Here is a 26,176-nt window from a genome sequence, read left to right as displayed (position 1 = left end):
TGACGAAGGATCAGTGTGACGTGCGTCTCACGCGGCGTCGAGGCTCCTGACTCGCCGCCCGGTCACTCGTCGTCGAGGCCGCGCTGTATCGCGTAGCGCACCAGTTCCACCCGGTTGTGCAGTTGGAGCTTGCCGAGGGTGTTCTGTACGTGGTTCTGGACCGTGCGGTGGGAGATGACCAGGCGTTCGGCGATCTGCTTGTAGCTGAGGCCCTTGGCCACCAGCCGCAGCACCTCCGTCTCGCGGTCGGTGAGCTGTGGGGCCTTGGGTTCGTCGGCGCCCGCGGCCGGGGCGGGTTCGGAGGCGAGGCGGCGGTACTCGCCGAGGACCAGACCGGCCAGTCCCGGGGTGAACACGGGGTCGCCGACCGCCGTACGGCGCACCGCGTCCAGCAGTTCCTCCGTAGAGGCCGACTTCAGCAGATAGCCGGTGGCGCCCGACTTCACGGCCTCCAGTACGTCGGCGTGCTCGCCGCTCGCCGAGAGGACCAGGACCCGCAGGGCCGGGTTGGAGCCGACCAGTTCCTTGCAGACCTGGACACCGGGCTTGGCGGGCAGGTTCAGGTCGAGCACGAGGACGTCCGGCGCTACGGCCCTGGCCCGGCGTACGGCCTGCTCGCCGTCGCCCGCCGTGGCGACCACGTCGAACCCGGACTCGGCGAGGTCGCGGGCGACCGCGTCGCGCCACATGGGGTGGTCGTCCACCACCATCACGCGGAGCGGCCCCCGCACCTCGTCCCCGTTCACGGTCTCGCTGCCGGTGTCCGTCATCGCTTCTCCGCCTTCCCCCGTGCCGCCTTCGTGTCCTTCGGTACCGTCAGTTCGACCTCCGTGCCCTGCCCCGGCACCGAGATCAGCTCGGCGCCGCCGCCGAGGTCGCGCAGCCGGCCACGGATCGACTGGGCCACACCGAGCCGCCCCTCGCCCTCGGCCTGCGCGAGCCGCCCCTCCGGGATGCCCGGCCCGTCGTCGCGCACGGTCACGACGACCGAGTCCGGCTCGTCCTCGACCAGGATCCAGGCCCTGGCGCCCTCCCCGGCATGCTTCCGTACGTTGTCCAGCGCGGCGCCGACCGCCGCGGCCAGCTCCTTCGCGGCGGCCCGGGCGAGCGGCACGGGGGCGCCGGGCTCGGAGAGGGTGATCGTCGAGGTGGCGTACGGGACGAGCAGGGTGCGCAGGTCGACGGGGTCCGCCGAGTCCGGCTCGGACTCGTCCGTCGTGTGTACGACGGTGATGGGCACCCCCGGTCCCGCGTACTCCGGCGCCCGTGCCCCCGCTACGAGGCCGCCGGAGACCAGGGCGCGCAGCGCGACCTCCTGCTCGCCGGCCATCCTGCCCAGTTCCCCCGCCTCGCCGCCGAGCACGGCGCCGCGCCGCTGCACCATCGCCAGGACCTGGAGGACGCTGTCGTGGATGTCCCGGGCGAGCCGCTCCCGTTCGCGGGTCGCGGCCTCGATCTCCAGGGCGCGGGCGAGGGTGCGCTCGGAGGCGCGGGCGACCTCGACGACGTACCCGATGGCGATGGAGGCGACCCACACCAGGACCACGTTGTGGACGGTGTCGCGGGCCGGGGTGCCGCGCTCGACCAGGTTCGTCACGGCGACCAGCGTCGAGGCGAAGGCCGCCCAGCGCCAGCCGCCCTTGATCGCGAAGGCCAGCACGGAACCGGCCGTCCATATCGACGGCATCGTCGGACCGCCCGAGGCGACCCGCTCGTGCGCGTCGGCGACGGGCGTGAGGAGGATTCCGGTGAGCGCGACGGTCAGGTCGGCGGCGAGGAAGCGCTTGGTGCAGCTGGCCGCGTTGGCCACCTTGGGGAGGGTCGCGAGGGTCCAGACGAACAGCACGGAGAAGTAGGCGACGGCCACCCAGGGCCGGGCGAACCCCTCGTACGAGTTGGCGAAGAGCCCGATCGCGTACAGCATCGTCATGATCCGGTAGCCGGTGAGCGCACGCCACAGCGGCTGCTCGACCGACATCCGCATCACCTTCGGCTGCCCGGTCTTCGGACGCCCGCCCTTACCGCGTACCGCTACTACGGCCTTCTCGCGTACGGCCATGTTCCCCACCATCCCCCGAACCCGCCCCGTGGTGCCGCTACTTGGCGCCCGCGCGTTCCTTCTCCAGCGCCTTCTGTGCCTGCTTCTCGGCCTTCGCCGCGTCCGCGATCCGGCGCTTGGCGGCCGACGCGTAGATGTCGACGTACTCCTGGCCGGAGAGCTTCATGATTTCGTACATGACCTCGTCGGTCACGGCGCGGAGCACGAAGCGGTCGTGTTCCATGCCGTGGTACCGGCTGAAGTCGAGCGGCTCACCGATGCGGATGCCCGGGCGCATCAGCTTGGGCATCACCTTGCCCGGCGGCTGGATCTTCTCGGTGTCGATCATCGCGACCGGGATCACCGGCGCCCCGGTGGCGAGCGCCACGCGCGCGAGGCCACCGGGCTTGCCCCGGTAGAGGCGGCCGTCGGGCGAGCGCGTGCCCTCCGGGTAGATACCGAACAGCTCACCGCGCTCGATGACCTCGACACCGCTCCTGATCGCGGCCTCGCCGGCGCCGCGTGCCCCGGAGCGGTCCACCGGGAGCTGGCCGACGCCCCTGAAGAAGGCGGCGGTCATCCGGCCCTTGAGGCCGGGCGTCGTGAAGTACTCGGCCTTCGCGATGAAGGTGACCTTGCGGTCCAGGACCGCGGGGAGGAAGAACGAGTCGGAGAAGGACAGGTGATTGCTCGCCAGGATCGCCGGGCCGTCGGCCGGAACGTTCTCCAGGCCCTCCACCCAGGGCCTGAAGGCAAGCTTCAGCGGCACCCCGACGGAAACCTTCATCGCGCCGTACAACAACCGAGTTCCTCCTGTGTCTGTCGATCAGACCTTAACCCGCAGCACTGTCAAAGAGCCCGACGGCCCTGGTCGGTGTCAGTGCGGTCGCGTACGGTGAAGTACGCCTCGGAGCCTCGGGGCTTCCTCGTGTGATCACCCGCCCCAGTCACCCCTTCCCATGAACAGGAGACCGATGGTGCCGGTCCTTCCTGGAGCCGAGCCGTACCGCCATGAGGGCGGGGAGGTCGGAGTCCTCCTCTGTCACGGTTTCACCGGTTCCCCTCAGTCACTGCGCCCCTGGGCGGAGTACCTCGCCGAGCGCGGACTGACCGTCTCGCTGCCGCTGCTGCCCGGGCACGGCACGCGCTGGGAGGACATGCAGCTCACCGGCTGGCAGGACTGGTACGCGGAGGTGGACCGCGAGCTGCGCGCCCTGCTGGCGCGCTGCGCACAGGTGTTCGTCTTCGGTCTGTCGATGGGCGGCGCCCTGACGCTGCGGCTCGCCGCTCAGCACGGCGACCGGATCAGCGGCATCGTGGTCGTCAACCCGGCGAACAAGGTGCACGGCCTTGCCGCGTACGCCCTTCCGGTACTGCGTCATGTCGTGCCCTCGGTGCCCGGCATCGTGAGCGACATAAAGAAGGAGGGCGTCGAGGAGGTCGGTTACCCCAGGGTCCCGCTGCACGCGGCGCACTCGATGCGCCGGTTCTACCGGCTGGTCGACGGTGAACTGCCGCAGGTCACGCAGCCGGTACTGCTTCTGCACAGTCCGCAGGACCATGTGGTGCCGCCGGCCGACTCGGCCCGGATCCTCAGCCGCGTTTCGTCGACGGACGTGACGGAGATCCTGCTGGAACAGAGCTACCACGTCGCGACGTTGGACCATGATGCGGACCGGATCTTCGAGGAGAGCCACGCGTTCGTCCTCCGGCTCGCACCCGCGGCCGGCAAGGAGGCCACGGACTCGGGCGAGGACTCGGGGGACGCACAGGTGCCGCACCAGAGCCGGCAGGGAGACCAAGTGGGGCAGCAGGAAGGGACGGCCACGGGTGGCTGAGCACGACTCCGACCGCGAGCCGGAGGAGAAGGGCGTGCCCTTCGACGAGGCGGCCGCGTGGGCCGCGATCGTCGAGGCGTACGGCGACGAGCCGCCGGACCCGCCCGGCGCCAAGCCGTTCAAGTCGGTCGAGGATCTCGCGCTGCTCGAATCGGACACGAACGACGAGACCGGTGACTCCGGCGACCCCGACCCTAAGGGCAACGCCGACAAGGTGGCCAAGGGCGACGGGCAGCCCCCGAAGCCGCTGGGCAGCTCCGTCGCCTTCGCCCCCGGCGTCGGCGGCGGTGGCCCGCGCGACTACTCGGCGCCGGACGCGACCGAGGACGACTTCGACGATGACGACGAGGGCCACTTCGTCCCGCCGGAGCCGCCTCCGCTGCCCGCCGCCGACACGACCGCCCGGTTCGCGTGGCTGGCGGTCCTCGGCGGTCCGCTCCTGCTGCTGCTCGCCGTCCTGCTGGGCTGGGACATGACCTGGTGGCTGACGACACTGGGCATCGGCGGGTTCCTCGGCGGGTTCGCGACGCTGGTGATGCGCATGAAGGGCGACGAGGACGACGAGGAGGATCCGGGGCGGGGGGCTGTGGTCTGACCCCGGCCACCTGCTTCAGGACGCCGGGATTCTGAGGGCGGCCAGGACCGGCAAGTGGGCAGAACCTCTTGATGCCGCCCTCGCACTGCTCGGCCCCAGGGGGCCTCACAGGCTTCGGGCGGCTGCGCCGGACTCCGTCCGGCGGACCGGGCTCAGGCTGCCGGTACACGCAATGCCGCCAGCACGGGCAGGTGATCCGTCGCCGCCATCAGATCCTGCTCCAGCACCCCCGGGTGCCCTATCGGCACCCCGCAGCCCAGTACCTCGATGCCCGGCGTCGCCAGGATCGCGTCGATCCGCTGGTGCGGGTCGGTCGGGGTCGACGTGTACTCCGTGCCCCAGGGGGCCGTGGCCCAGCAGTCCTGGAGGTCGGTGGACAGGCGCCGGAAGCTGGGGCCGGAGGGGCGTTCGTTGAGGTCGCCGCCCGCGATCGCGTGCGGTACGTCCAGTGCGGCGAGCCGGTCGAGGAGCAGGCCCGACTGCTCGTACCGCTCGTCCTTCCGCAGGCTGAGGTGACAGCTCAGTACGCCGAGCCGGGCACCCCCGAAGCGGACGACGGCCGTGGCGAAGCCTCTGCGGTGCTGGCCGGGGGTGAGCGGGAGGAGGACGTCCTCGGTGCGTTCGACTGTCGCGCGCAGGGAGCAGAGGAGGGCGGGGCCGGCGGCGGTGGCGCCGCCGGAGAGGAGTACCTGGCCGGAGGCGGATGCGAGGCGGGCGAGTTTTTTGCGCCAGCGGAAGAAGCGGGGGGCTTCTTGGACGAGGACGAGGTCGGGGGTGCAGGCGGTGATGACTCGGGCCAGGGCGGTGGTGTCGTCTCGCATCGAGCGGATGTTGTAGCTGAGGACTCGGATGACGGCGGAACCGTCGGGGTTGGTACGGGGGGTGGGGAGTGGGGGGTTCGTCGCCATGCGGGTCAAGATACGGGCGGGCGTTGGTGGGGTGATCGGGAACTCGCCGTGGGGTGTGGGGTAGTTGGCCGTGGTTACGGGCGGTGGGGGCTTGTCGCGCCCACGCGGCGGTAGCCGCAGATCAGATACAGCCCCGCGCCCCTAAAAAACAAGACCGCTCGCCGTCCTCTGCAAGGGGACGGCGAGCAGCCACAGCCATGGGGCCTGTTTACATGATCGGGTCGGGTTCGCGGGCCAGGTCGGCCGCTCCCACCATGCCTGCCTTGTTGCCCAGTTGGGCTGCGATGACGTCGGCGACGGGACGCCAGTTGCCGCCTACCAGCCAGCGTTTGTAGGACTTACGGATGGGGTCGAGGACCAGTTCGCCCTCGTCCGAGAGGCCGCCGCCGACGATGAAGGCGGAGGGGTCGAAGAGGGAGGCCAGGTCGGCGAGGCCGGCGCCGGCCCAGCGGGCCAGTTCGCGGTACGAGTCGACGGCGACGGCGTCGCCCTGTCTCGCGGCCATCGAGATGTGCTTGCCCTCGATGCCGTCCGGGGTGCCGTCGCCGAGGGAGAGGAGCACCTCGGCGTTCTCGGGCGTCGCGTTGGCGCGCTGCTTCGCGTACCGCACGAGGGCGCGTCCCGACGCGTACTGCTCCCAGCAGCCCTGGCTGCCGCAGCCGCACTGAAGGCCGTCCGGGACCACGCGGATGTGGCCGAACTCGGCGGCCACGCCGAAGTGGCCGCGGCGCAGCTTGTTGCCGATGATGATGCCGCCGCCGAGGCCGGTGCCCAGGGTGATGCAGATGACGTTGCGGTGGCCCTTGCCCGCGCCGAACTTGTACTCGCCCCAGGCCGCCGCGTTCGCGTCGTTCTCGACGACGACCGGCAGGCCCACGCGTGCCTCGACCTTGTCCTTCAGCGGTTCCTGGCGCCAGTCGATGTTGGGCGCGAAGTAGACCGTGGAACGCTGGCGGTTCACGTATCCGGCGGCGCCGATGCCGACGCCCACGATCTCGTGCCCGGCGCGCGCGCCCTCGACGGCGGCGGCGATGGCGTCCACGATGCCCTCGGGCGTGCCCGGGGTCGGCACCTTGTGGGTCGAGAGGATGTTGCCTTCCTCGTCGACCACACCGGCCGCGATCTTCGTGCCGCCGATATCGACGCCGATGGTGAGTCCCATGAATCCCTCAGTTTCGGTCGAGCCCCGCTACGGCCAACCGTACCCGAGCCCCTGTCGCCGGGTTCCCGTCGTCCGCACCGTGGGCGGGCCAGGCGGGAGGGCGACAGGGCCCCGGCGAGGGGGGTGTCAGTCCAGATCGATGCGCTCGCCGGAGCCGGTGCCCTCGCCCCGGTCCTCGCCCCAGTTCTTCGCGCGGTCGGTCTCCCGGGACGTCCAGCGGCGTTCCTGGGACTCGACGGCCGAACGGTAGGCGGCGAGCAGTTCGTTGCCGGCGGCGGCAAGGTGGTCGAAGACGTCCGGGTTGCGTTCGATCACCGGTTCGACGGCGGCCTTGGCCTGCTGGACGACCTGCTGCACCACCTGCTGGGCGGTGCCCTGGGCGACCGCGCCGAGCAGCGGTGACTGGAGGGACGACAGCTTGTCCGAGACGGCGTCGACGAGCTTGCGCAGTTCCTCGGCGGCGGAGCCGGGGGGCGGGCCGTACCGGGCCCGGCGGCGGGCCTTCTCCGCTTCGAGGTCCTCGGCGCAGGCCTTGGCCCAGGCGTCGGCGTCGGTCGCGCGCGTCTCGTACGGTGCCTCGTCGGCCGCGTCCTCCTGAGCGGCGTCGGACGGGGGGCGCTCTTCGCTCATGGCGGACTCCTGACTACGGTTCGTCTCTTTGACGGTACCCGAACGGGTGCGGGCGGTTCATCGTGTCTGCGGCCACAGATCCGGGTCCGGCGCGAAACGGATCCTCAGCTCGCCCTCGCGCAGGGCGGCCCCGGCCACCGTGCAGCGGCGCAGTGCCGAGGGCAACGGAACGATACGGCGGAACGGGCCGACGGTGAGGACGAGATCGTCGCCGCGCCGGACCAGGTCGAGGTCGTCGCGTATCGCGCCGGGCAGCGGGATGTGCCAGACGAGCACACCGTCGTCGGCGAGGTGGTCGGTGACGGGCCACTCGATGGGGGTGGTGGCCGCGTTGACGGCGGGGGCGCGGAGTGCGGCGAGGTCGTCGGTGCCGCGCGGGTCGTGCCCGAGGTGCGGGACCTGATGGAGAGGGAGGGCGTACGTCTGCGGCCAGTCCTCCAGCGCCTTGCGCTGCTGGGCCGTGATGGAGGCCAGCCAGGGGTCGATGGAGGGTTCCGGCAGGACGCGGTTGGCGATCAGCGTGTCCGTGCGCAGGCCGCGCAGGGCGGCTCCGGTGATGGCGGCGCGTACGGCGTCGGTGCCGGCGGGGCCTGGCTCGGCGACCAGTCGTACGACCGTGCCCGGGTCCTGGACGACCGCGGTGACGGCGGCCAGTTCCACGTCCCAGCGGGCGGCGGCGTCGTACAGCCAGTCCGCGGGCATCGGGACTCCGGCGAGGCGGCCGAGTACGGGGCGCAGGGCGCGGGCGGCCTGGCGTTCGGCGGGGAGGAGTCGGCGCAGATAGCGGCGGAGTTCGTCGGGGAGCGCGAGGAGGGCGAGGGCCTGCGGGGTGGGCGGGAGGTCGACGACCAGGAGGCCGTACGCCTCCGAGAGCGCGGCGTCGCGGACGGCGCGCAGGAGGGCGAGTTCCTCGGCGCCGGGGAGGGGGGTGAGTTCCTCGGGGTCGAGCCGGGAGGCGCCGAGGAAGTCGAGGACGTTCGTGGCACGTTCCTGGAAGGCGGTGAGGTCGGCGCGGAAGCGGTCGGCGGCGTCGGGGCGCCAGGCGGTGAGGTGGGGGGTGCCTGGTACGGAGACCGGGTTGGGGCCGGTCTGGATGCCGAGGGCGGCGCCGAGGGTGTCGGTGCGGTCGGTGCTGAGGACGAGGGTGGGGGTGCCGTCGCGCGCCGCGGTCAGTGCGGTGGCCGCAGCGAGGGTGGTGCGGCCGGAGCCGCCTGGCCCGGTAAGGAGGATGGTGCGCATGGGGGTGAACGGTATCTCGCCCCCGCCGCCCTTACCCGTTCCCATCCCTCGGGGGCTCCGCCCCCGAACCCCCGTATCGCGCTGAACGCGCTCGTCCTCAAACGCCGGACGGGCTGAGTCAGTCAGCCCGTCCGGCGTTTGAGGACAAAAGGGGGTCTGGGGGCGCAGCCCCCAGGGATGGGACGGGTAGGGGCGGCGGGGGCGAGGAAACTACTTGGGCTCCTCCACGCGCTTCTTCAGGCCCGCCAGCGCACGGTCGATGATGACCTTCTCCGCCTTGCGCTTGATCATCCCCAGCATCGGGATCTTGACGTCCACCGTCAGCTGATAGGTGACCTCGGTCGAACCGGCCCCCGCCGCCTTCAGGATGTACGAGCCGTCCAGCGCCCGCAGCATCTGGGACTTGACCAGCGTCCACGAGACCTCGTTCTCGCCGGTCCAGGTGTAGCCGAGGGTCTGGTCGTCCTTGATCGCGCCGGCGTCCATGACGAGGCGGACCTGCTCGGCCCGGCCCTGGGCGTCGGTCTTCAGGACCTCCGCCTCCTTCACCTCGCCGGTCCAGTCCGGGTAACGGGCGAAGTCGGCGATCACCGCCATCACCTCGTTCGGTGCCGCCTCGATCGTGATGCTCGAACTGGTGAATTCAGCCATCGCTGTGGCTCCTCCAGATGCGGTCCGGTGAGGGAGGTTTGGTGCGCACGTATGTGCAGCGTGAAGGCTACCCCGCGCAGCCCGGCCCGCTGTCATCCCCACCCGCCCTCACCGGCCTCACCATTCGAGCACCCACGGCTTCCCGCTCCCCGCGAAGTGCCCCACGTTGACGCACTCGGTGGCGCCGACCCGCATCCGCCGGGCCAGCGGTTGGTGGACGTGACCGAACAGCGCGTACCGGGGGCGTGTGCGCCGGATCGCGTCCAGCAGGGCGCGGCTGCCGCGTTCGAAGCGGCGCGCGACCGTGTCGTACACCAGCTCCGGCACCTCCGGCGGGATGTGCGTGCACAGCACGTCGACCTCGCCGAGCGCCTCGACCTTCGCCGCGTACTCCTCGTCGCTGATCTCGTACGGCGTGCGCATGGGGGTGCGCAACCCGCCGCCGACGAAGCCGAAGACCCTCCCGCCGATCTCCACCCGCTCCCCGTCCAGGACCCGCGTGCCCGGGCCGGCGTACTCCGGCCAGAGTGTCGGCATGTCGACGTTGCCGTAGGTGGCGTACGTCGGTGTCGGGAACGCGGCGAACAGTTCGGCGTACTGCTTGCGGACCGCCTTCTCGATGGCCGTCGCCCGGTCCGTGCCGATGCCCGCCCACAGCCGGGCCCCCAGCTCGCGCGCCTCCTCGAAGCGGCGGGCCGTGCGCAGCTCCACGAGGCGGCTCGCGTTCTCCGCGCCGAAGAGGTCGGGGAAGATGCCGCGCGAGTGGTCGGCGTAGTCGAGGAAGAGGACCAGGTCGCCCAGGCAGATCAGGGCGTCCGCGCCCGCACCGGCCGCGGCCAGGTCCCGCGCGTTGCCGTGCACGTCGCTGACCACATGAATACGCGTCCTCAGGTTGCCCTGCGGTGTGGGTGCCATGGCGATCAAGCGTAGGCGTGTGGGGCATGGGTGAACAGGACAGGGGGGTCGCCGACGGTTACTGGTCAGTCAAGAAAACCGTGCACTACTGTGCGTAAAAGACACCAACCCGTGTGACGCCGCGAACATCTCGCCGGACCCCCCTGTCGTACCGGCCATACCGACGGGTAACGTCCGGGCAGTCCAGTCGTGCTCAGGATTTCAACTACGAGGTCCAGGAGCACTTGCCCGAGCCATGGACCGCACCGTCGCATCGCACAACGTCGTGGCGCCGGCGCCCTATGAGGAGCAGCAGTCTTGCGCGAGTTCAGCCTTCCGGCTTTGTACGAGGTCCCCGCGGACGGAAATCTGACCGACATCGTCCGTCGAAACGCCGCGCAGCATCCGGATGTCGCCGTCATCGCCCGCAAGGTGGGCGGCGCCTGGCAGGACGTGACGGCCACCACCTTCCTCGCCGAGGTGCAGGCCGCCGCGAAGGGCCTCATCGCCTCCGGGATCGAGCCGGGCGACCGGGTCGCCCTGATGTCCCGTACGCGCTACGAGTGGACGCTGCTCGACTTCGCGATCTGGTGCGCGGGCGCGGTGACCGTGCCGGTGTACGAGACCAGCTCCGCCGAGCAGGTGCAGTGGATCCTCAGTGACTCGGGGGCCACCGCGATCGTCGTGGAGCTGGACGGCCACGTGGCCTCCGTCGAGTCGGTGCGCGACCGGCTGCCCGCGCTGAAGCACGTCTGGCAGATCGACGCCGGCGCGGTGGAGGAACTGGGGCGGGCCGGCAAGGACGTCAGCGACGCGGCCGTCGAGGAGCGCGGTTCGCTCGCCAAGGCCGACGACCCGGCGACCATCGTGTACACGAGCGGTACGACCGGCCGGCCCAAGGGCTGTGTGCTCACCCACCGCAGCTTCTTCGCCGAGTGCGGGAACATCGTCGAGCGGCTGCGGCCCCTCTTCCGTACCGGCGAGTGCTCCGTCCTCCTCTTCCTGCCGCTCGCACACGTCTTCGGACGGCTCGTGCAGATCGCGCCGATGATGGCGCCGATCAAACTGGGCCTGGTCCCGGACATCAAGAACCTCACCGACGAACTGGCCTCGTTCCGGCCGACGTTGATCCTCGGTGTGCCGCGGGTCTTCGAGAAGGTCTACAACTCGGCGCGGGCCAAGGCACAGGCGGACGGCAAGGGCAAGATCTTCGACAAGGCCGCGGACACGGCCATCGCGTACAGCCGGGCGCTGGACGACCCGTCGGGCCCGTCGTTCGGTCTGAAGATCAAGCACAAGACCTTCGACAAGCTCGTCTACAGCAAGCTGCGCAACGTCCTCGGCGGCAAGGGCGAGTTCGCCATCTCCGGCGGCGCCCCGCTCGGTGAGCGGCTCGGGCACTTCTTCCGGGGCATCGGCTTCACGGTCCTGGAGGGCTACGGCCTCACCGAGTCCTGTGCCGCCACCGCGTTCAACCCCTGGGACCGGCAGAAGATCGGCACGGTCGGCCAGCCGCTGCCCGGCTCGGTCGTGCGCATCGCCGACGACGGCGAGGTGCTGCTGCACGGCGAGCACCTGTTCAAGGAGTACTGGAACAACCCGGGCGCGACGGAGGAGGCGCTGGCCGACGGCTGGTTCCACACCGGCGACATCGGCACCCTCGACGAGGACGGCTACCTCCGGATCACCGGCCGGAAGAAGGAGATCATCGTCACCGCGGGCGGCAAGAACGTCGCCCCGGCGGTGATCGAGGACCGGATCCGCGCGCACGCGCTGGTCGGGGAGTGCATGGTCGTGGGCGACGGGCGGCCGTTCGTGGGCGCGCTGGTCACCATCGACGAGGAGTTCCTGGGCCGTTGGGCCGCCGAGCACGGCAAGCCGGCCGGTTCCACCGCGGCGTCGCTCGCCCATGACCCGGATCTGCTCGCGGCGATCCAGGGCGCGGTCGACGACGGCAACGCCGCGGTGTCGAAGGCGGAATCGGTGCGGAAGTTCCGCATTCTGGCCTCCCAGTTCACCGAGGAGTCGGGCCACCTGACGCCGTCACTGAAGCTCAAGCGCAATGTGGTGGCCAAGGACTTCGCGGACGAGATCGAGGCGATTTACCGGGGTTGAGTACCCCGCGGGACATGCGGTTCGTTTGCCTGCGGGCCGGTGGGGGCTTGTCGCGCAGTTCCCCGCGCCCCTATCGGGGCGCTCATGGCGAGGTGTCCTCTGCCAGGACCCGTGCCATGGTCCTCTCCGCGAGCGCCGTGATCGTCACGAACGGGTTGACCCCGATCGAGCCGGGGACCAGTGAGCCGTCGGTGATGTACAGGTTCGAATAGCCCTTCACTCGCCCGTAGTTGTCGGTCGCCTTGCCCAACACGCAGCCGCCCAGCGGGTGGTAGGTGAAGTCGTCGGCGAACACCTTGTTGCCGGAGCCGAACAGGTCGTACCGGTAGATGGTGGAGTTCGCCGCGTTGATGCGGTCGAAGAGCTTCTTGGCCATGGCGACGGACACCGCGCTCTGGGCGGCGGTCCAGCCCAGCCGCGCCGAGTCGGTCGCCGAGTCGTAGGTGAAGGACGCCCGTTGAGGGTTCTTGGTGATCGCCAGGTACAGACTCACCCAGTGCTCCAACCCCGTCGGCAGCGGAGCGATTTCGGCGAAGACGGGATTGTCGGCGTTGGCCCAGTCGTCGATGCCCATCACCGGCATCGTCGACTGGTTGGCCCCGACCGTGTCCCACAGGTGGTTGGCGCGCCCGAGCATCACATTGCCGTTGGTCCCCCAGCCGGTCCCGACGCTGGCGTCGAGCGCGGGCAGCGCGCCCGTCTCCCGGGCCCGGACGAGGAGTTCGGTGGTCCCGACGCTGCCGCCGCCGAGGAAGAGGTAGGTGCACCCGTACTGCTTGGTCGCGACGACCGCGCCGGTGTCGTCGATCCGGTCGGCGGTCAGGACGTACGTCCCGTCGGCGGCCCGGGTGATCGCCCTGACGCGCTCCATGGTGGTGATGGTGACGTTGCCGGTGCCGAGCGCGGAGGCGAGGTACGTCTTGTCGAGGCTCTTCTTGCCGTAGTTGTTGCCGTAGATGACCTCGCCGGCGAGCGCGGACTTGGTGGCGGTGCCGGCCGCCTCGCGCTGCATGTAGGCGAAGTCGTAGACGCTCGGTACGAAGGTGGTCTTCAGGCCGGTGTTCTGGGCGTGGGCGCGGGAGATCCGGGAGAAGCGGTACCACTCCGTGGACTCGAACCAGGCGGGGTCGACGGTGTTGACGCCGAGCATCGCCCGGGCCCGCGGGAAGTAGGTCGCGTACATCTCGGTGGCGTTGACACCGGGGAACTGCTCGGCGAAGTACGACTGGAGCGGGGTGACGGCCATGCTGCCGTTGACCAGCGAACCGCCGCCGACCCCCCGCCCGAGGAACACGGACATGTTGTTGTAGTGCACGCGGTCCAGGGCGCCGGGATAGGGGGTGATGTCCTTGTTGACGACGTCCAGCCACAGGAAGCTGGCGAGAGGCGCCTCGGTACGGGTCTTGAACCACATGGAGCGCTTGTCGGGAGCGGAGGTGGAACAGAAGATCTTGCCGTCCGGGCCCGCCGTGTTCCAGAGGCGGCCCATCTCGATGACGAGGGTGCGGATACCGGCCTGACCGAGACGGAGGGCGGCGACAGCGCCCCCGTACCCGGAACCGATGACGATCGCGGGGGCGGACTCGACCGCGGCGGGCTCGACGGCCTGGGCCGACTGGAGGCCGACGCGGGTGAATCCGAGAGCGGCGGCCGTCTGGAACGCGGCCATGCCCAGTATTTGACGTCTCGTCAGCTGATGCTGCATCAACTGACGGTGTATCAGCTTTTCTGTCATGCTCGCAGCATCGGCGGAAATTCACCTTCCGCCTAGTAGGTGCGTACCTTTGCGCACCTACGTATTGGGCACTCCGGACGCATGCGTCACAGCAGCGTCTTCAGCCCCTCCGCCAGCAGGTCCCAGCGCCATCTCTCCTCGACCCAGGCCCGTCCCCGCTCCCCCATCCGGGCACGCAGTTCGGCGTCGCCGAGCAGCACGGTGATCCGGTCGGCGGCCTCCTCCACGGAGCGGCCGCGCACCACCCAGCCGGTCTCGCCGTCCAGGACCGCGTCCGGCGCGCCCCCGGAGTCACCGGCGACCACGGGCAGCCCCGTCGCGGACGCCTCCAGGTACACGATCCCGAGCCCCTCGACGTCCAGACCGCCCCGGCGCGTCCGGCACGGCATCGCGAAGACGTCCCCGGCGCCGTAGTGGGCGGGCAGCTCGGCCCAGGGCACCGGCCCGGTGAAGCGGACCGAGTCGGCGACCCCGGTCTCGTGCGCGAGCTTGCGCAGCTCCCGCGCGTAGGGCCCGCCGCCGACGATCAGCAGGACCGTCTCCGGCTCGGCGGCGAGGATCCGGGGCATGGCGAGGATCAGCGTGTCCTGCCCCTTGCGCGGAACGAGCCGCGAGACGCACACGACGACGGGCCGGTCGGTGAGCCCGAGCCGCGCGCGGACGGCCGCACCCCCCGACTCCGGATGGAAGGTCTTCTCGTCGACCCCGGGCGGCAGTTGGACCATCCGCCGAGCGGCCTGCGGGGTGAGCGCGCCGGCGATCCGCGACCGCGTGTACTCACCCAGGTAGGTGATCGTGTCCGTCGACTCGCCGATCCTGCGCAGCAGTTGACGCGCCGCCGGCAGCTGCGCCCACCCGGCCTCGTGACCGTGGGTCGTCGCCACCAGCCGCTCGGCGCCCGCCTTGCGCAGGGCCGGCGCCATCAGTCCGAGCGGCGCCGCCGCCCCGAACCACACCGACGTACAGCCGTGTTCCCGCAGCAGCCCGACGGCCCGCGCGGTGACCGCGGGCGTCGGCAGCAGCATCGTCGTCCGGTCCCGTACGACGGTGAAGGGCTGCTCGGCGTCGAAGGCGGCGGTGGCCCGGGCGCCCTCGTGGCCGCGCTTCCAGGTGGAGGCGTAGACGACGAGCCGCGCGGGGTCGAGCCGCAGCGCCATGTTGTGCAGGAACGCCTGGATACCGCCCGGCCGGGGCGGGAAGTCGTTCGTCACGATCAGGGTCTTGTGCATCGCCGCCGACCCTACCGAACCGCCCCCCGCACCCTCCCAGAACCCTCACAGAAGTCCGGCCCCGTTTGATGGCATTCGCACAGCAGAGCGGGAGATCATGACCGCTCACCGGTTGACGCGCACGCGCACCGCAGGGCAAGCAGGTGGCACGAACAGGGGTTCAGGTGGACATCGCAGGCAGAGCACGGCTGCGGCTCCCCATGGCACTGGCGCTGCTGGGCACCTGGGGCCTGACCCGGCTGCTCCTGCTGCTGTTCGTGTTCAAGGTGTTCGTCTTCCCGGGCCCGGACGTCACGAGCGACGTCTCGGTGATCTACCACGGCTGGTACGAGGTGCTGCGCGAGGGCACCTTCCCGCTGGCCGACGTCACCTGGCAGTACCCGCCCGCCGCCGCCCTGGCGATCCTCTCCCCCGCGACCCTGCCCTTCCTGTCCTACGCCCAGGCGTTCTTCGTCCTGGCGTTCGTGGCGGACCTGGCGGTCCTCTCCCTCCTCCTCTACGCGGGTCTGCGCCCCGGCCGGACGCTGCGCGGTGCCTGGGTGTGGGTGGTGGGCGTACCGCTGCTCGGCCCGACCGTGTACGCCCGGTACGACGTGATGGTGACCGCCGTGGCCGTGGCCGCGCTGCTCGCGGGCGCCCGGCATCCGCGCCTCATGGGCGCCCTGACGGCCTTCGGGGCGCTGCTGAAGGTCTGGCCCGCGCTGCTGCTCGTAGGGGCCGTACGACGCCGGGCATGGGCCTCGGCGGCCGTCACGGCAGCGGCGCTGGCGTCGGCCTTCGCGGTGACGATGCCCGGAGCCTTCGCCTTCCTGACCTTCCAGGGCGACCGGGGCACCGAGGTGGAGTCGCTGGGCGCCCTCGTCTTCCATGTCGGCCGGCACTTCGGCTGGGAGGGCCAGGTGGCGCTGAACTACGGCTCGATCGAGTTCCTGGGCCCGTTCGTGAACACGGTGAGCACGGTGGCGTTGCTGCTGACGGTGGTCGCCTTCGGCTGGCTCCTGCTGTGGCGCCTGTGCGCGACCCGCTTCCACTCCCACACCCTGGCGGACGCGGCGTTCGTGGCGGTGCTGCTGTTCACGGTGACCAGCCGAGTCATCAGCCCCCAGTACATGGTGTGGCTGGTGGGCCTGGCGGCGGTCTGCCTCTGCTTCCGCGCGAGCACGATGGTGTTGCCGGCCGCCTTGGTGGTGATCGCCTGCCTGGTGACGGTCCTGGAGTTCCCCATCGGCTTCGCCCACGTGGTCGCCAGCGACACCTACGGCATGACCCTCCTGTTCACCCGCAACGGCCTCCTGGTGGTCGCGGCCCTGACGGCGTCCCTGGAGCTGTGGCGCACGACGGTCCCGCCCCGCCGGACCCCACTCCCCCCGATCCCGAACCACCCGACCCACGAGAAGCAGTCCCTGGGCTCACCCTGACGTTCTTCGCCCCCGCCGCCCCTACCCGTCCCATCCCTGGGGGCTACGCCCCCAGACCCCCCTTGTCGCGCTGAACGCGCTCGTCCTCAAACGCCGGACAGGCTGGATGTGGCGCCGGCCAGGCTTGATCTTTCAGCCCAGGCCCAGGTATTTCAGCCCGTCCGGCGTTTGAGGACAAGGCCCGTTCAGGGCCGTAGCGGGGGTCTGGGGGCGCAGCCCCCAGGGATGGGACGGGTAGGGGCGGCGGGGGCGAGGAACTAAACGAGCTGAGCCCGCAGATAGTCCCGCCACAACCCCGTGAACTCCCCCGGCGTCGTCCCCAGCACCTCCGCCATCGCCCCCTCGACCGCCCCGGCCCTCGTCCCGTGCGCCCCCACCGCCCGGTAGAACTCCCCCAGCCGCACCTCCCCCCACCGATCAGCGATCAGCCGACACGCCAACCAGCCCCCCTCGTACGCCTGCGCCAGCTTCCCCGCATCCCCTCCGAAGCCGAAGTCCGAGTCCCGCGGAAGCGCCTCCGGCACCTCCCCGGAGGCCACCGCCCGCGCCAGTTCAGGCGCCGCCTGGACCGCCGTACGGCCCGTGGACCGGTAGCCGACCCAGTCCGCGTACCCCTCGGAGAGCCACAGCGGCGTGGCGGCAGTCGTGGCGGTGCGCGTCGCCACGTGTGTGGTCTCGTGGGTGAGTACGACCTGCTTGCCGAAGTCCCCGAGCACCCCGTACGCCTCGGGATTGACGATGACCCGGTCCGCCGGTGCCTTCGCCGAGCCGCCCACCTCCCCCGTGGTGACGGCCGCGATGCCCCGGTACGACGAGGCCGGTGACCCCAGCAGGCCCGCCATGCCCTCCAGCGACTTCGGTACGAGGACCACGACCCGTCTCGTCCAGGCCCGGCCCCACGCCTCCGTCACCGCGGGCACGGCCCGGTCGGCGAGCCCCGCGTACCGGCGCAGGGACTCCGTCGACTGCCCGACCCCGAGGACGAGGCTGTGCGTGCCGTGCACGGACTGCACGGTCCCCTGGTCCCACAGCTGCTGGCCGGTCTTCCGCGCGGGCTCGTCGGTGTCGACGTACCACCGGCCGCCGTCCCGTTCGGTGAGAGTCAGCGTGCGGCCGACCTTCACGGGTGCCTTGTCGATGCCCTCGACGCGGTAGCTCAGCTCCACGTCGGCGGTCGCCGCCTCGCCGTCGGTGCGGTGCAGGGCGGTCAGCCGGTACGACCAGGCCGCCAGCGGGAGCGCGCGCAGCCGGGTGAACTCCCCCGGCGCACCGGTCCGCGCGTACGCCGGTCCGTCACCGGCCAGGACGGCCGCGGCCCGCCGGTCCAGCAGCCGTCGTACGTCGGCCGAGGCGGTGTCGGAGTTCGAGGAGCCGCCGCCGCACGCCATGAGAGCGACGAGCGAGCCCAGGACCAGCCAGAGCGCCATGCCCCGGACCCGCCACACATCCCACGCCCGCCTTCGACCAGCCACGCCGACGATCGTACGGGCCGATTGTCGGGAAAGGGGAAGCTCAGACCCTCGTGACCGACGACACCGGCATCATGCCCACCGGGTCGTACCGCACCGGCGCGCCCGGATAGGGGGCGTGGATCACCTGGCCGTTGCCCACGTACATCCCGACGTGGCTGGCGTCGGACCGGTAGGTGACCAGGTCACCGGGCTGGGCCTGGGAGAGCGGGACCTGCTGTCCGGCGTACCGCTGGGCCTGCGAGGTGCGCGGCAGGGAGACCCCGGCCTGCGCGTACGACCACTGCATGAGGCCCGAGCAGTCGAAGCCGGAGGGCCCGCTGGAGCCCCAGATGTAGGGGCTGCCGAGTGCCGCCCGGGCCGCGGCGACGGCGGTCGCCGCACGGCCGTTCGGTGCGGCGGCGTTCCCGGGGTCGGGCAGGTCTGCGCGGTCGGAACGGGAGGCCCGGTCGTAGGCGGCGCGGTCGGCGGACGGCAGGGAGTTGAGCAGCGCCCGCGCCTTGGCCAGCTTCCGCTCGACGGTCCGCTTGTGCGTGGCGACCGCCTTGCGGCTCTTGTCGAGTTCGGTGAGCTTGCCGGTCGCCTCGGAGCGCTCCTGGGCGAGTTCCCGCATGGCCGCCTGGAGTTCCCGCAGCTCACCGGCCTGGTGGACGCTGATCCGGTCGAGCGCGGCGGCCTTCTCCAGGTACTCGTCCGGGTCGTCGGAGAACAGCAGGGCGAGCGAGGGGTCCATGCCCCCGGCCCGGTACTGGGCACCCGCGAGCGAACCGAGCGCCTCCCGCATGGTGTTGATGCTCTCCTGCTGCCGGGCGATCCGGTCCTGCGCCCGGGTCACCTGCTCGCGCAGCGCGTCGGCGCGTTCGTCGGCCCGGTTGTAGGACTCGGTGGCCTTCTCGGCCTCCGTGTAGAGCCGGTCCACCTCGGCCCGGGTGTTGTCGCCCGGTGCGGCGACGGCCGACGGCACGGCGGCGCCGAAGGCGGCCGCGGCGGCGGACAGCACGGTGAGAACGGTGCCCGCGGCGGCGGCGCCCCGGTCGAACCCGGACGGTGCAAGGCGGCGATGGAACCCCACGAGAAGCCGCACTCCTTCCGCTGGCGGACGCTGACGTTCCCCCGGTGTTTGGGGGCGCGGCAGACAGTAGCCGTGCGACTACGCGTGGGCCAAAGACCTCGACGGCCACACACAGTCACGCCCCGCCTATGACGCAGGTCATCGGCGGGGCGCGGGGTCAGCGAAGGGTGTCGGGATTCGCCCGTTCGGGCGTCAACGTGTCCTGATCTTGAACAGACCCGGAAGGAGTACGACGATCCGATCCGGCGAAGAGCAGATCAGATCCGTACGCCGAACTGGAAGGGCATGTTGTCGATCGACTCGTACCGCACGACCGTGCCGGTGCGCGGCGCGTGCAGGACCTGGCCGTTGCCGGCGTAGAAGCCGACGTGGTGGTGGTCGCTGTAGAAGATGACCAGGTCGCCGACCTGGAGATCGCTCTGCGAGTAGATGCGCGTACCCGCGTTGGCCTGGTCCTGCGAGGTCCGGGGGATGGTGATGCCGGCCTGGGCGAACGACCACGAGGTGAAGCCCGAGCAGTCGAAGGAGTTGGGGCCCGAGGCGCTGTAGACGTACGGCGAGCCGATCTTGCTCTGCGCGGCGGCGTACGCGGACCCCGCACGGCCCGTGACGGCAGTCGAGCCGTCGAGAGCGGAGCGCGCGCTGGCCCGGCTGGCGCGGTCGTCGGCCGCCGCGAGGGCCGCCTTCTCCGCAGCCGTCATCGAGTTGAGCAGCTTCTGCGCCTCGGCGAGCTTGCTCTGGACTTCCTTCTTCTTCTTGGCCAGCTCGGTGCGGGTGTCCGCGAGGTCCTCGAGCTTCTCGGTGGCCTCGGAGCGCTGCTGGGCGAGCGCGCGCTGCTTCTCCGTGACCTTCTTGAGCGTCTCGACCTGCTGACTGCTCAGCTGGTCCATCGTGGACGCCTTGTCGAGGTAGTCGTCCGGGTCGGCGGAGAGGAAGAGCTGCACGGAGGGGTCGATGCTGCCGGTGCGGTACTGGGCGGCGGCGGCGAGTCCGAGGCTGTCGCGCAGCTCGTTGAGCTCTTCCTGGCCGCGGGCGACGTTGTCCTGGAGGGTGGAGATCTCCTTCTCCAGCCTGTCCTGCTTCTCCTCGGCCCCGTTGAGCTTCTCGCTGGCCTGCTCGGTCTGCTCGTAGAGCTTGTCGACCTTGGCCTTGACCTCGTCCTTGCTCGGCTTCTCGCTCGGAGCGGCGTTGGCGGCGTTGGCACTGAGGGCCATGGCGGCAGCTGCGGCGGTGGTGAGCACGGTCACGCGGGTGCGGCTCGGCTGCTTCGGTCGACGATGGGACGCCACGGAGGCGAACTCCTTCTTCTCCCGCCGTCACTCCCATTGAGTGATCACCCGAGCGGAGGTTCGAGGCCTGACCCTAGTGACCACCCTGTGATCACTTCAAATCCTCCCATGAAAAATGTTTGTCACACGTGCATTCTTTACACACAACTCACGTCAGGTAACGCTCGTTTGACACTACGTTGCGTGACAGTTCCGCCAATTCGGGCATTCAGCACGTATGTTGCGGACCGCCGTCAGCCGCGTGAGAAGCGCTTCAGCAGCACCGCCGAAGCCACCGGCCGCGCCCCCGCCTTGGCGATCCCGTCGGCCACCTCGCGGTCCGTCGAGACGACGATGACCGGCCTCCCCGGCGGCTCCGCGCGCACCAGCTGACGGATCAACTCGTCGGCGGTGACACCGGCCTTGGAGAACAGCACCCTGACCCCGCGCGGCGGCGCCAGCAGCACCGGAGCGGCCAGTTCGGCCCCGTCGAAGACACAGGTGACCTCGGCGCCGGTCTGCGCGGCGAGCTGCGAGAGCTGCCCGAGCAGCCTCAACCGCTGCTTCTCCAGGGGCATCTGGGGATAGCCGGTCTTGGTGACGTTGTAGCCGTCGACGACCAGATGGGCCTGCGGCAGCGCGAGAAGCTGGTCGAGAATGGCAGGGTCGTTCTCGGACAGGGCCCGCGCGGCGATGTCTTTCGGGGTCATTCGTCCCGGTTCGACCGCGTCCACGGTCTCGGCCGGCCGCACCGAGACCGGCGGCAGCGCCAGCTCCCGCCGCAGCCCCTGAGCCGCGTCGAGTACGGTGTCGAGCAGCAGCCGTACGCGCATGTCCTCGACGCTCCGCCCCTCCCGGGCGGCGCGTCTGCTGGCCTCGAGGGCCGCCTCGACCTCCACGAGCCGCCCCTTGAGCCGCCGGGCCTCGCTCTCGGCCGCGGAGACCTGGGCGTGCTCCTCGGTCCGTACGGCGTCGATCTCGGCGTGCACCTTGCGCAGGGCGGCCTCGCCGCGCTTGACGTCACTGAGGGCGGCGCGCAGCTTGCGGTGAAGCGATTCGGATTCCTTCTTCGCCGACTCCAGCTCCGTACGCAGCCGCTCGTTCTCGGTACGGGTGAGGTCGCGGGCGGCGCTCAGTTCCTCGCGCAGCCGCTCCAGCTCGGCCCGGCTCTCCTCGTCGGCGCGCTCGGCGTCGGCCCGCTGCGCCTCCTCGCCGGCCGCGGTGACGAGCTTCACCCAGCCCGTGGGCCGCAGCACATAGGCCGCGGCGGCCACGTCCAGCGGATCGGCGGCCGGGGGCGGCGAACCTGCGTCGAGAGCGCCCGCCAGCTCCGCCTGCGCCTCCCGCAGCTTCTCCCCGATGCGCTGCCGGAACAAGGTGTCGGTCTCCAAGGCGGCAGCCATGGCATTACCGGCGAACTTGGCCCGCCGATTGGGCGCGAACCGCGCGTACTGCCGCAACTGGGCGGGCAGTTCGGCAACGGTGAGCCCACCGAACCCATCGGACACGATCTGTACGACGCGCCTGCGCACGCCGTCGGGCAGCGGGCGGTCGAGCACCTCGGCGGCGCCGTCGCCCGGCCCCCCGCCTGTGGTCTCCACCATCCGTCACCCCAGCCCATTCCTGTGCGGGGCCCGCTCCCTGTCAGGAGCCGGCGCCCGGCCTGTCCACGAGTTCCACCTGATCCACGGCGTTGCACCAGCGGCAGCGCACCGACTCGATGGTCTCACTGACCACCTCGCGCTCCTCCACGTTCGGTGCTCCGGCGAGGTCCAGGTGCACGTACTCCACCACCTTGGAGGAGCGGGTCACGTCGAATCGCGTGAGGTTGCCGCACAGAGCACAGCGCCACCGGGTCGTCTCGGTCGGCAGAGGAACCGTCATCGTGGATATGTTCGCTTTCCTTCTAGTGTCCGTGCTGGCCAGTTTCCCTGGAGCGTGTGGCTCGTAACCCTAAGGCCTGGCGGGTACCCACCGCCCGTCCGTCCACAGCGGCGAGGCGATCTGCACGGTTCGATCCCCTTACGTCATGCTCTGTAGCCATGATCGGCAAGTTCGAGAAGTGGCGTACGCCGGCCCGGTCGGCGCCGGTGACGTACGGCCTGATCGCCGTGTGCTGTCTGCTCTTCGTCATCGGCCCCGCCTCGGGCCTCAACCCCGGCTACGGCACCGGGGACGCCCTCCTCGCCGCCCAGCGCGCCTACTTCCGCCGCTGGGGCGTGGTCCCCGCCGACCTCTTCACGGGCGCCCCGCGCGCCACCCTCACCCCGGCCACCGCCCTCTTCGTGCACGGCAGCTGGGTCCACCTGCTGGGCAACATGCTCTTCCTCTACGTCTTCGGCGCGATGACCGAGGAACGCCTCGGCCACCTGGAGTTCGCCCTCTTCTACCTGGGCTGCGGCTACCTCGCCCTGCTCGGCTACGCCGCCGCCAACGCCGACTCGCAGCAGACGCTGGTGGGGGCGTCCGGTGCGATCTCGGCGATCCTGGGCGCGTTCCTGTACCTGTTCCCCGGCGCCCGTGTCACAAGCCTCTTCCCGTTCCTCTTCTTCCTCCCCCTACGCTTCCCGGCCTGGCTGACCCTCCCCTTCTGGGCGACCCTCCAGTGGGTGGCGGCGGGGAGGGCGTCGTCGGGCCCCGGGGTGGCGTACCTGGCGCACGTGGTGGGCTTCGGCCTGGGCTTCGTCTACGCGTGGGTGAGATATCGCGGTGCGACTAAAGTGAGGGCCCCAGTGAAGGCGCCCGAGGGAGAGAACCAGCCGTGATCACCGCGATCGTGCTCATCAAGACCAGCGTGGACCGGATCCCCGAGATCGCGGAGAGGATCGCCGCGCTGGAAAGCGTGAGCGAGGTCTTCTCCGTCACCGGCACGTACGACTTGATCGCGATGGTCCGCGTCAAGGCCCACGAGGACCTGGCGGAGATCATCCCGGGCAGCATCAGCAAGATCCCGGGCGTAGAGGCAACGGACACCCACGTGGCATTCCGCACGTACTCCCAGCACGACCTGGAGGCAGCGTTCGCCATCGGCCTGGACGGCTGACTTTTCCAGCCCGGGCCAGCACTCTCAGCCCGTCCGGCGTTTGAGGACGAGCGCGTTCAGCGCGACAAGGGGGGTCTGGGGGCGCAGCCCCCAGTGGGGGTCCCCCCTCTGGGGGAGGGACGGGTAGGGGCGACGGGGGCGATCAAACCGCCGGAACGCACCGCCCGTCCTCAGTCCGGTACTGCCACCGAGCCCCGTCCCGCACAAGCTCCTTCACCGCACCCACGAACCGCTCGACATGCTCGTCCGGCGTACCGGCCCCGAAGCTGACCCGGATCGCGTTCAGCGACTTCTCGCCGGGCGCCGCCTCAGGCGCCCCGCACTCCCCCTGCGTCTGCGGGTCACTCCCCAGCAGCGTCCGCACCAGCGGATGCGCACAGAACAACCCGTCCCGCACCCCGATCCCGTACTCCGCCGACAGCGCCGCCGCGAAGTGCGAACTGTTCCACCCCTCGACGACGAACGAGATGACCCCGACACGCGGAGCATCGTCGCCGAACAGCGAGAGCACCCTGACCTCGGGCACCTCCGCCAGCCCCGCCCGCACGGTGTCGATCAGGTACTGCTCCCGGGCCACCAGCGAATCGAAGCCGGCCTCGGTGAGGGCCTTGCAGGCGGCGGCGATCGAGTAGGCGCCGATCACGTTCGGCGACCCCGCCTCGTGCCGCGCGGCGCTGTCGTGCCACTCCACGTCCACTCCCCCGTCCGCACGCCGCGTGACCTTACGGCTGGCGCCACCCCCGGCGAGGTACGGGTCGGCCGCGCGCAGCCAGTCGGCACGTCCGGCAAGGACACCCGAGCCGAAGGGCGCGTACAGCTTGTGCCCGGAGAAGGCGACCCAGTCGACGTCCAGGTCCTGAACGGAAACGGGGTGGTGCGGGGCGAGCTGGGCGGCGTCCAGGACGATCCGGGCGCCGTGCGCGTGGGCGACGGCGGCCAGCTCCCGTACGGGCCACAGCTCACCGGTGACGTTCGAGGCGCCGGTGACGCAGACGAGCGCCGGGCCCTGACCCTCTTCAATGGACGCAGTGCGGGCGGCGAGGGCCTCCTCCAGCGTGGCCACGGCCTGCTGCGGGGTGCGCGGGGCGTTGAGGTAGGTGACCTGGGCGTCCTTCCAGGGCAGCAGCGAGGCGTGGTGCTCGGTCTCGAAGACGAAGACCTGGCAGCCGTCGGGGAGGGCGGCGGCGAGCAGGTTGAGGGAGTCGGTGGTGGACCGGGTGAAGATCAGCTGGTCGTCGGCCCGGCAGTCCAGGAACTCCGTGACCGTCCGGCGGGCGTTCTCGAAGAGGTCCGTCGACAGCTGGGAGAGATAGCCGGCCCCCCGGTGCACGCTGCCGTAGTAGGGCGCGTACGCCGCCACGTCGTCCCAGACCCGCTGGAGCGCGGGCGCGCTGGCCGCGTAGTCGAGCGCCGCGTAGGTGACCTCGCCGCCGGTGACGAGCGGGACGGTGACATCACGGCCGAGAACGGGCAGCGGTGCACAAGTGGTCTGGGCGATGGCAACGGTGGAGACAGACACGACGAACTCCTCGACGACCAGGACCCCTGGTTTCGTGAGGGATCCGCGCTTGCCGTGAGCCTTGCTGCTCACGGCCTGGTCTTCATCCCGGGGCACCCCGCCACGGACGGAGGGTTGCCGGACAGTCGGCCGGGGCCTCATGACTGTCACTCATGACCTGGTGCAGAAAATACGTGAAGTGATCGACGCCCCGCAACCCGTGTCCGGATCGCGGGACGCCCATCGGCACGGAACTACTTGTTGCTGGCCGCCACCCAGCGCTCCAGCGTCCGCTTGGCCGCACCCGAGTCGATCGACTCGGCGGCCTTCTCCATACCGGCCCGGAGCTGCTCGGCGAGCGGTCCCCCCGTCGGGTCCAAGGCCACGAGCGCCGCCGCCGAGTTCAGCAGTACGGCATCACGTACAGGCCCGGTCTCACCGTCCAGCAGGCGCAGCGCGACCTCCGCGTTGTGCCCGGGGTCGCCGCCGCGCAGCGCCTCCACCGGCACCAGTTCGAGTCCGGCGTCGCGCGGGTCGAAGGTCTCCTCGGTGACCTTGCCGTCCCGGACGATCCAGACATGGGAGGTGGCCGTGGTCGTCAGCTCGTCGAGGCCGTCGTCACCGCGGAAGACGAGGGAGGAGTTGCCTCTCTCGGCGAAGACACCGGCGACGATCGGCGCCATCAGCGGGTCGGCGACACCCACCGCCTGGGCCTTGACCTTCGCCGGGTTGGTCAGCGGACCGAGGGCGTTGAACACCGTACGGATGCCCAACTGGCCGCGGGCGGCGCCCGCGTGACGCAGCGCCGGGTGGAACTTGATGGCGAAGCAGAAGGTGATGCCGGCCTCCTCGGCCACCTCGGCGACCCGCTGCGGGGTCAGGTCGAGGTTGACGCCGAGCTTGCCCAGGACGTCCGAGGAGCCCGACGCCGACGAGGCCGCCCGGTTGCCGTGCTTGACGACCTTGGCGCCGGTGCCGGCCACGACGAGCGAGGACATCGTGGAGATGTTCACCGTCTTCGCGCCGTCGCCGCCCGTGCCGACGATGTCGACGGTCCGCCCGGACACCTCGATGACGTTCGCGTGCTCGTACATCGCCCGGACCAGGCCGGTGATCTCCTCCACCGTCTCGCCCTTGGCCCGCAGCGCCACCACGAACCCGGCGATCTGCGCGTCGGTCGCCTCGCCCCGCATGATCTGGTCCATCGCCCAGGCCGTGGCGTCGGCGCTCTGGTCCCGGCCGTACAGCAGGGCGTTCAGCACCTCGGGCCAGGAACGGCCCGCCGCGGTGTCGCCTCCTGCGGGGGTCACAGCGCTCATAAGGCCGCTCCAGGGTGTCGTACGAGAGGAGAACTCTCGACAGTCAGAAAGTGTG

The 26,176-nt window shown here is 70.8% G+C and carries 24 protein-coding genes and 1 riboswitch; of the genes, 6 read left to right on the top strand and 18 right to left on the bottom strand.

What is annotated here, in order from left to right:
- Positions 1–62: 62 nt before the first annotated feature.
- The 3 genes from OG787_RS36920 to OG787_RS36910 all read right to left on the bottom strand — a co-directional run bounded on the left by OG787_RS36920 (position 63) and on the right by OG787_RS36910 (position 2,825).
- Entirely contained in the window at positions 63–770 is a 708-nt protein-coding gene (locus tag OG787_RS36920) for a response regulator (RefSeq protein ID WP_405538150.1), read from the bottom strand.
- Positions 767–1,984, bottom strand: a complete 1,218-nt coding sequence (gene macS / locus OG787_RS36915; RefSeq protein WP_405540699.1) for a MacS family sensor histidine kinase — start codon at positions 1,982–1,984, stop codon at positions 767–769. The genes OG787_RS36920 and macS overlap by 4 nt, the downstream gene beginning before the upstream one ends.
- Before the next feature lie 112 nt (positions 1,985–2,096).
- Complete coding sequence (locus tag OG787_RS36910) at positions 2,097–2,825, bottom strand: lysophospholipid acyltransferase family protein (RefSeq protein WP_369035365.1); 729 nt, start codon at positions 2,823–2,825, stop codon at positions 2,097–2,099.
- A 190-nt stretch (positions 2,826–3,015) separates the two neighbouring features.
- On the opposite strand from OG787_RS36910, the gene OG787_RS36905 reads away from it, so the two are divergent.
- Positions 3,016–3,876: an alpha/beta hydrolase gene (locus OG787_RS36905; RefSeq protein WP_405540698.1), complete on the top strand. Its 861-nt coding sequence runs from the start codon at positions 3,016–3,018 to the stop codon at positions 3,874–3,876.
- On the top strand, positions 3,869–4,471 hold the full coding sequence (locus OG787_RS36900) for a hypothetical protein (protein ID WP_369035364.1): 603 nt from the start codon (positions 3,869–3,871) through the stop codon (positions 4,469–4,471). The genes OG787_RS36905 and OG787_RS36900 overlap by 8 nt, the downstream gene beginning before the upstream one ends.
- Before the next feature lie 152 nt (positions 4,472–4,623).
- On the opposite strand, the gene OG787_RS36895 is transcribed toward OG787_RS36900, so the two are convergent.
- The 6 genes from OG787_RS36895 to OG787_RS36870 form a co-directional block, all read right to left on the bottom strand.
- Complete coding sequence (locus tag OG787_RS36895) at positions 4,624–5,379, bottom strand: endonuclease/exonuclease/phosphatase family protein (RefSeq protein ID WP_405538149.1); 756 nt, start codon at positions 5,377–5,379, stop codon at positions 4,624–4,626.
- 208 nt (positions 5,380–5,587) lie between these two features.
- Positions 5,588–6,541 carry an ROK family glucokinase gene (locus OG787_RS36890; protein ID WP_369035362.1) on the bottom strand — a complete coding sequence of 318 codons (954 nt, stop codon included), beginning with the start codon at positions 6,539–6,541 and terminating at the stop codon, positions 5,588–5,590.
- A gap of 126 nt (positions 6,542–6,667) precedes the next feature.
- On the bottom strand, positions 6,668–7,171 hold the full coding sequence (locus tag OG787_RS36885; RefSeq protein ID WP_369035361.1) for a DUF5304 domain-containing protein: 504 nt from the start codon (positions 7,169–7,171) through the stop codon (positions 6,668–6,670).
- A 57-nt stretch (positions 7,172–7,228) separates the two neighbouring features.
- Positions 7,229–8,410: an ArsA family ATPase gene (locus OG787_RS36880; RefSeq protein ID WP_369035360.1), complete on the bottom strand. Its 1,182-nt coding sequence runs from the start codon at positions 8,408–8,410 to the stop codon at positions 7,229–7,231.
- Positions 8,411–8,620: 210 nt separating this feature from the next.
- Complete coding sequence (locus OG787_RS36875; RefSeq protein WP_369037373.1) at positions 8,621–9,061, bottom strand: SRPBCC family protein; 441 nt, start codon at positions 9,059–9,061, stop codon at positions 8,621–8,623.
- A gap of 117 nt (positions 9,062–9,178) precedes the next feature.
- On the bottom strand, positions 9,179–9,934 hold the full coding sequence (locus tag OG787_RS36870) for a metallophosphoesterase (protein ID WP_369037391.1): 756 nt from the start codon (positions 9,932–9,934) through the stop codon (positions 9,179–9,181).
- Positions 9,935–10,273: 339 nt separating this feature from the next.
- On the opposite strand from OG787_RS36870, the gene OG787_RS36865 reads away from it, so the two are divergent.
- Positions 10,274–12,070: a long-chain fatty acid--CoA ligase gene (locus OG787_RS36865; RefSeq protein WP_369037374.1), complete on the top strand. Its 1,797-nt coding sequence runs from the start codon at positions 10,274–10,276 to the stop codon at positions 12,068–12,070.
- An 82-nt stretch (positions 12,071–12,152) separates the two neighbouring features.
- On the opposite strand, the gene OG787_RS36860 is transcribed toward OG787_RS36865, so the two are convergent.
- Together OG787_RS36860 and OG787_RS36855 are read right to left on the bottom strand one after the other, a co-directional pair.
- Positions 12,153–13,739, bottom strand: a complete 1,587-nt coding sequence (locus tag OG787_RS36860) for a GMC oxidoreductase (protein ID WP_405540697.1) — start codon at positions 13,737–13,739, stop codon at positions 12,153–12,155.
- Between the two features lie 152 nt (positions 13,740–13,891).
- Positions 13,892–15,034 carry a glycosyltransferase family 4 protein gene (locus OG787_RS36855; protein ID WP_405538147.1) on the bottom strand — a complete coding sequence of 381 codons (1,143 nt, stop codon included), beginning with the start codon at positions 15,032–15,034 and terminating at the stop codon, positions 13,892–13,894.
- 164 nt (positions 15,035–15,198) lie between these two features.
- Here OG787_RS36855 and OG787_RS36850 point away from each other — a divergent pair, with 164 nt between their 5' ends.
- Complete coding sequence (locus OG787_RS36850; protein WP_405538146.1) at positions 15,199–16,452, top strand: glycosyltransferase 87 family protein; 1,254 nt, start codon at positions 15,199–15,201, stop codon at positions 16,450–16,452.
- 257 nt (positions 16,453–16,709) lie between these two features.
- Here the strand turns inward: OG787_RS36850 and OG787_RS36845 are convergent, their stop codons facing one another.
- The 5 genes from OG787_RS36845 to OG787_RS36825 all read right to left on the bottom strand — a co-directional run bounded on the left by OG787_RS36845 (position 16,710) and on the right by OG787_RS36825 (position 22,145).
- Positions 16,710–17,924: a hypothetical protein gene (locus tag OG787_RS36845; RefSeq protein WP_405538145.1), complete on the bottom strand. Its 1,215-nt coding sequence runs from the start codon at positions 17,922–17,924 to the stop codon at positions 16,710–16,712.
- Positions 17,925–17,964: 40 nt separating this feature from the next.
- A complete protein-coding gene (locus OG787_RS36840; RefSeq protein WP_369037376.1) occupies positions 17,965–18,993 on the bottom strand; it encodes an NlpC/P60 family protein in 1,029 nt (342 codons plus the stop codon).
- Positions 18,994–19,250: 257 nt separating this feature from the next.
- Positions 19,251–20,282, bottom strand: a complete 1,032-nt coding sequence (locus OG787_RS36835) for an NlpC/P60 family protein (RefSeq protein ID WP_369037377.1) — start codon at positions 20,280–20,282, stop codon at positions 19,251–19,253.
- 233 nt (positions 20,283–20,515) lie between these two features.
- Complete coding sequence (locus tag OG787_RS36830) at positions 20,516–21,865, bottom strand: NYN domain-containing protein (RefSeq protein ID WP_369037378.1); 1,350 nt, start codon at positions 21,863–21,865, stop codon at positions 20,516–20,518.
- A 40-nt stretch (positions 21,866–21,905) separates the two neighbouring features.
- Entirely contained in the window at positions 21,906–22,145 is a 240-nt protein-coding gene (locus tag OG787_RS36825) for a hypothetical protein (RefSeq protein ID WP_369037379.1), read from the bottom strand.
- Positions 22,146–22,303: 158 nt separating this feature from the next.
- Here OG787_RS36825 and OG787_RS36820 point away from each other — a divergent pair, with 158 nt between their 5' ends.
- On the top strand, positions 22,304–23,026 hold the full coding sequence (locus OG787_RS36820; protein WP_405538144.1) for a rhomboid family intramembrane serine protease: 723 nt from the start codon (positions 22,304–22,306) through the stop codon (positions 23,024–23,026).
- Complete coding sequence (locus OG787_RS36815) at positions 23,023–23,304, top strand: Lrp/AsnC family transcriptional regulator (RefSeq protein WP_369037381.1); 282 nt, start codon at positions 23,023–23,025, stop codon at positions 23,302–23,304. The genes OG787_RS36820 and OG787_RS36815 overlap by 4 nt, the downstream gene beginning before the upstream one ends.
- Before the next feature lie 142 nt (positions 23,305–23,446).
- Here OG787_RS36815 and OG787_RS36810 read toward each other — a convergent pair whose 3' ends face one another.
- Together OG787_RS36810 and trpD are read right to left on the bottom strand one after the other, a co-directional pair.
- On the bottom strand, positions 23,447–24,823 hold the full coding sequence (locus OG787_RS36810) for an aminotransferase class V-fold PLP-dependent enzyme (RefSeq protein ID WP_369037395.1): 1,377 nt from the start codon (positions 24,821–24,823) through the stop codon (positions 23,447–23,449).
- Positions 24,824–24,863: 40 nt separating this feature from the next.
- A riboswitch (SAM riboswitch) is annotated at positions 24,864–24,981 on the bottom strand.
- A gap of 75 nt (positions 24,982–25,056) precedes the next feature.
- Entirely contained in the window at positions 25,057–26,121 is a 1,065-nt protein-coding gene (trpD, locus tag OG787_RS36805) for an anthranilate phosphoribosyltransferase (RefSeq protein WP_369037382.1), read from the bottom strand.
- Between the last annotated feature and the right edge of the window lie 55 nt (positions 26,122–26,176).

The sequence above is a fragment of the Streptomyces sp. NBC_00075 genome (genome assembly GCF_045041225.1).
In the GTDB taxonomy this organism is placed as follows: domain Bacteria; phylum Actinomycetota; class Actinomycetes; order Streptomycetales; family Streptomycetaceae; genus Streptomyces; species Streptomyces adonidis.
Note: the sequence above shows the minus strand (reverse complement) of the source record. Positions and strands in the feature narration are given on the sequence as shown.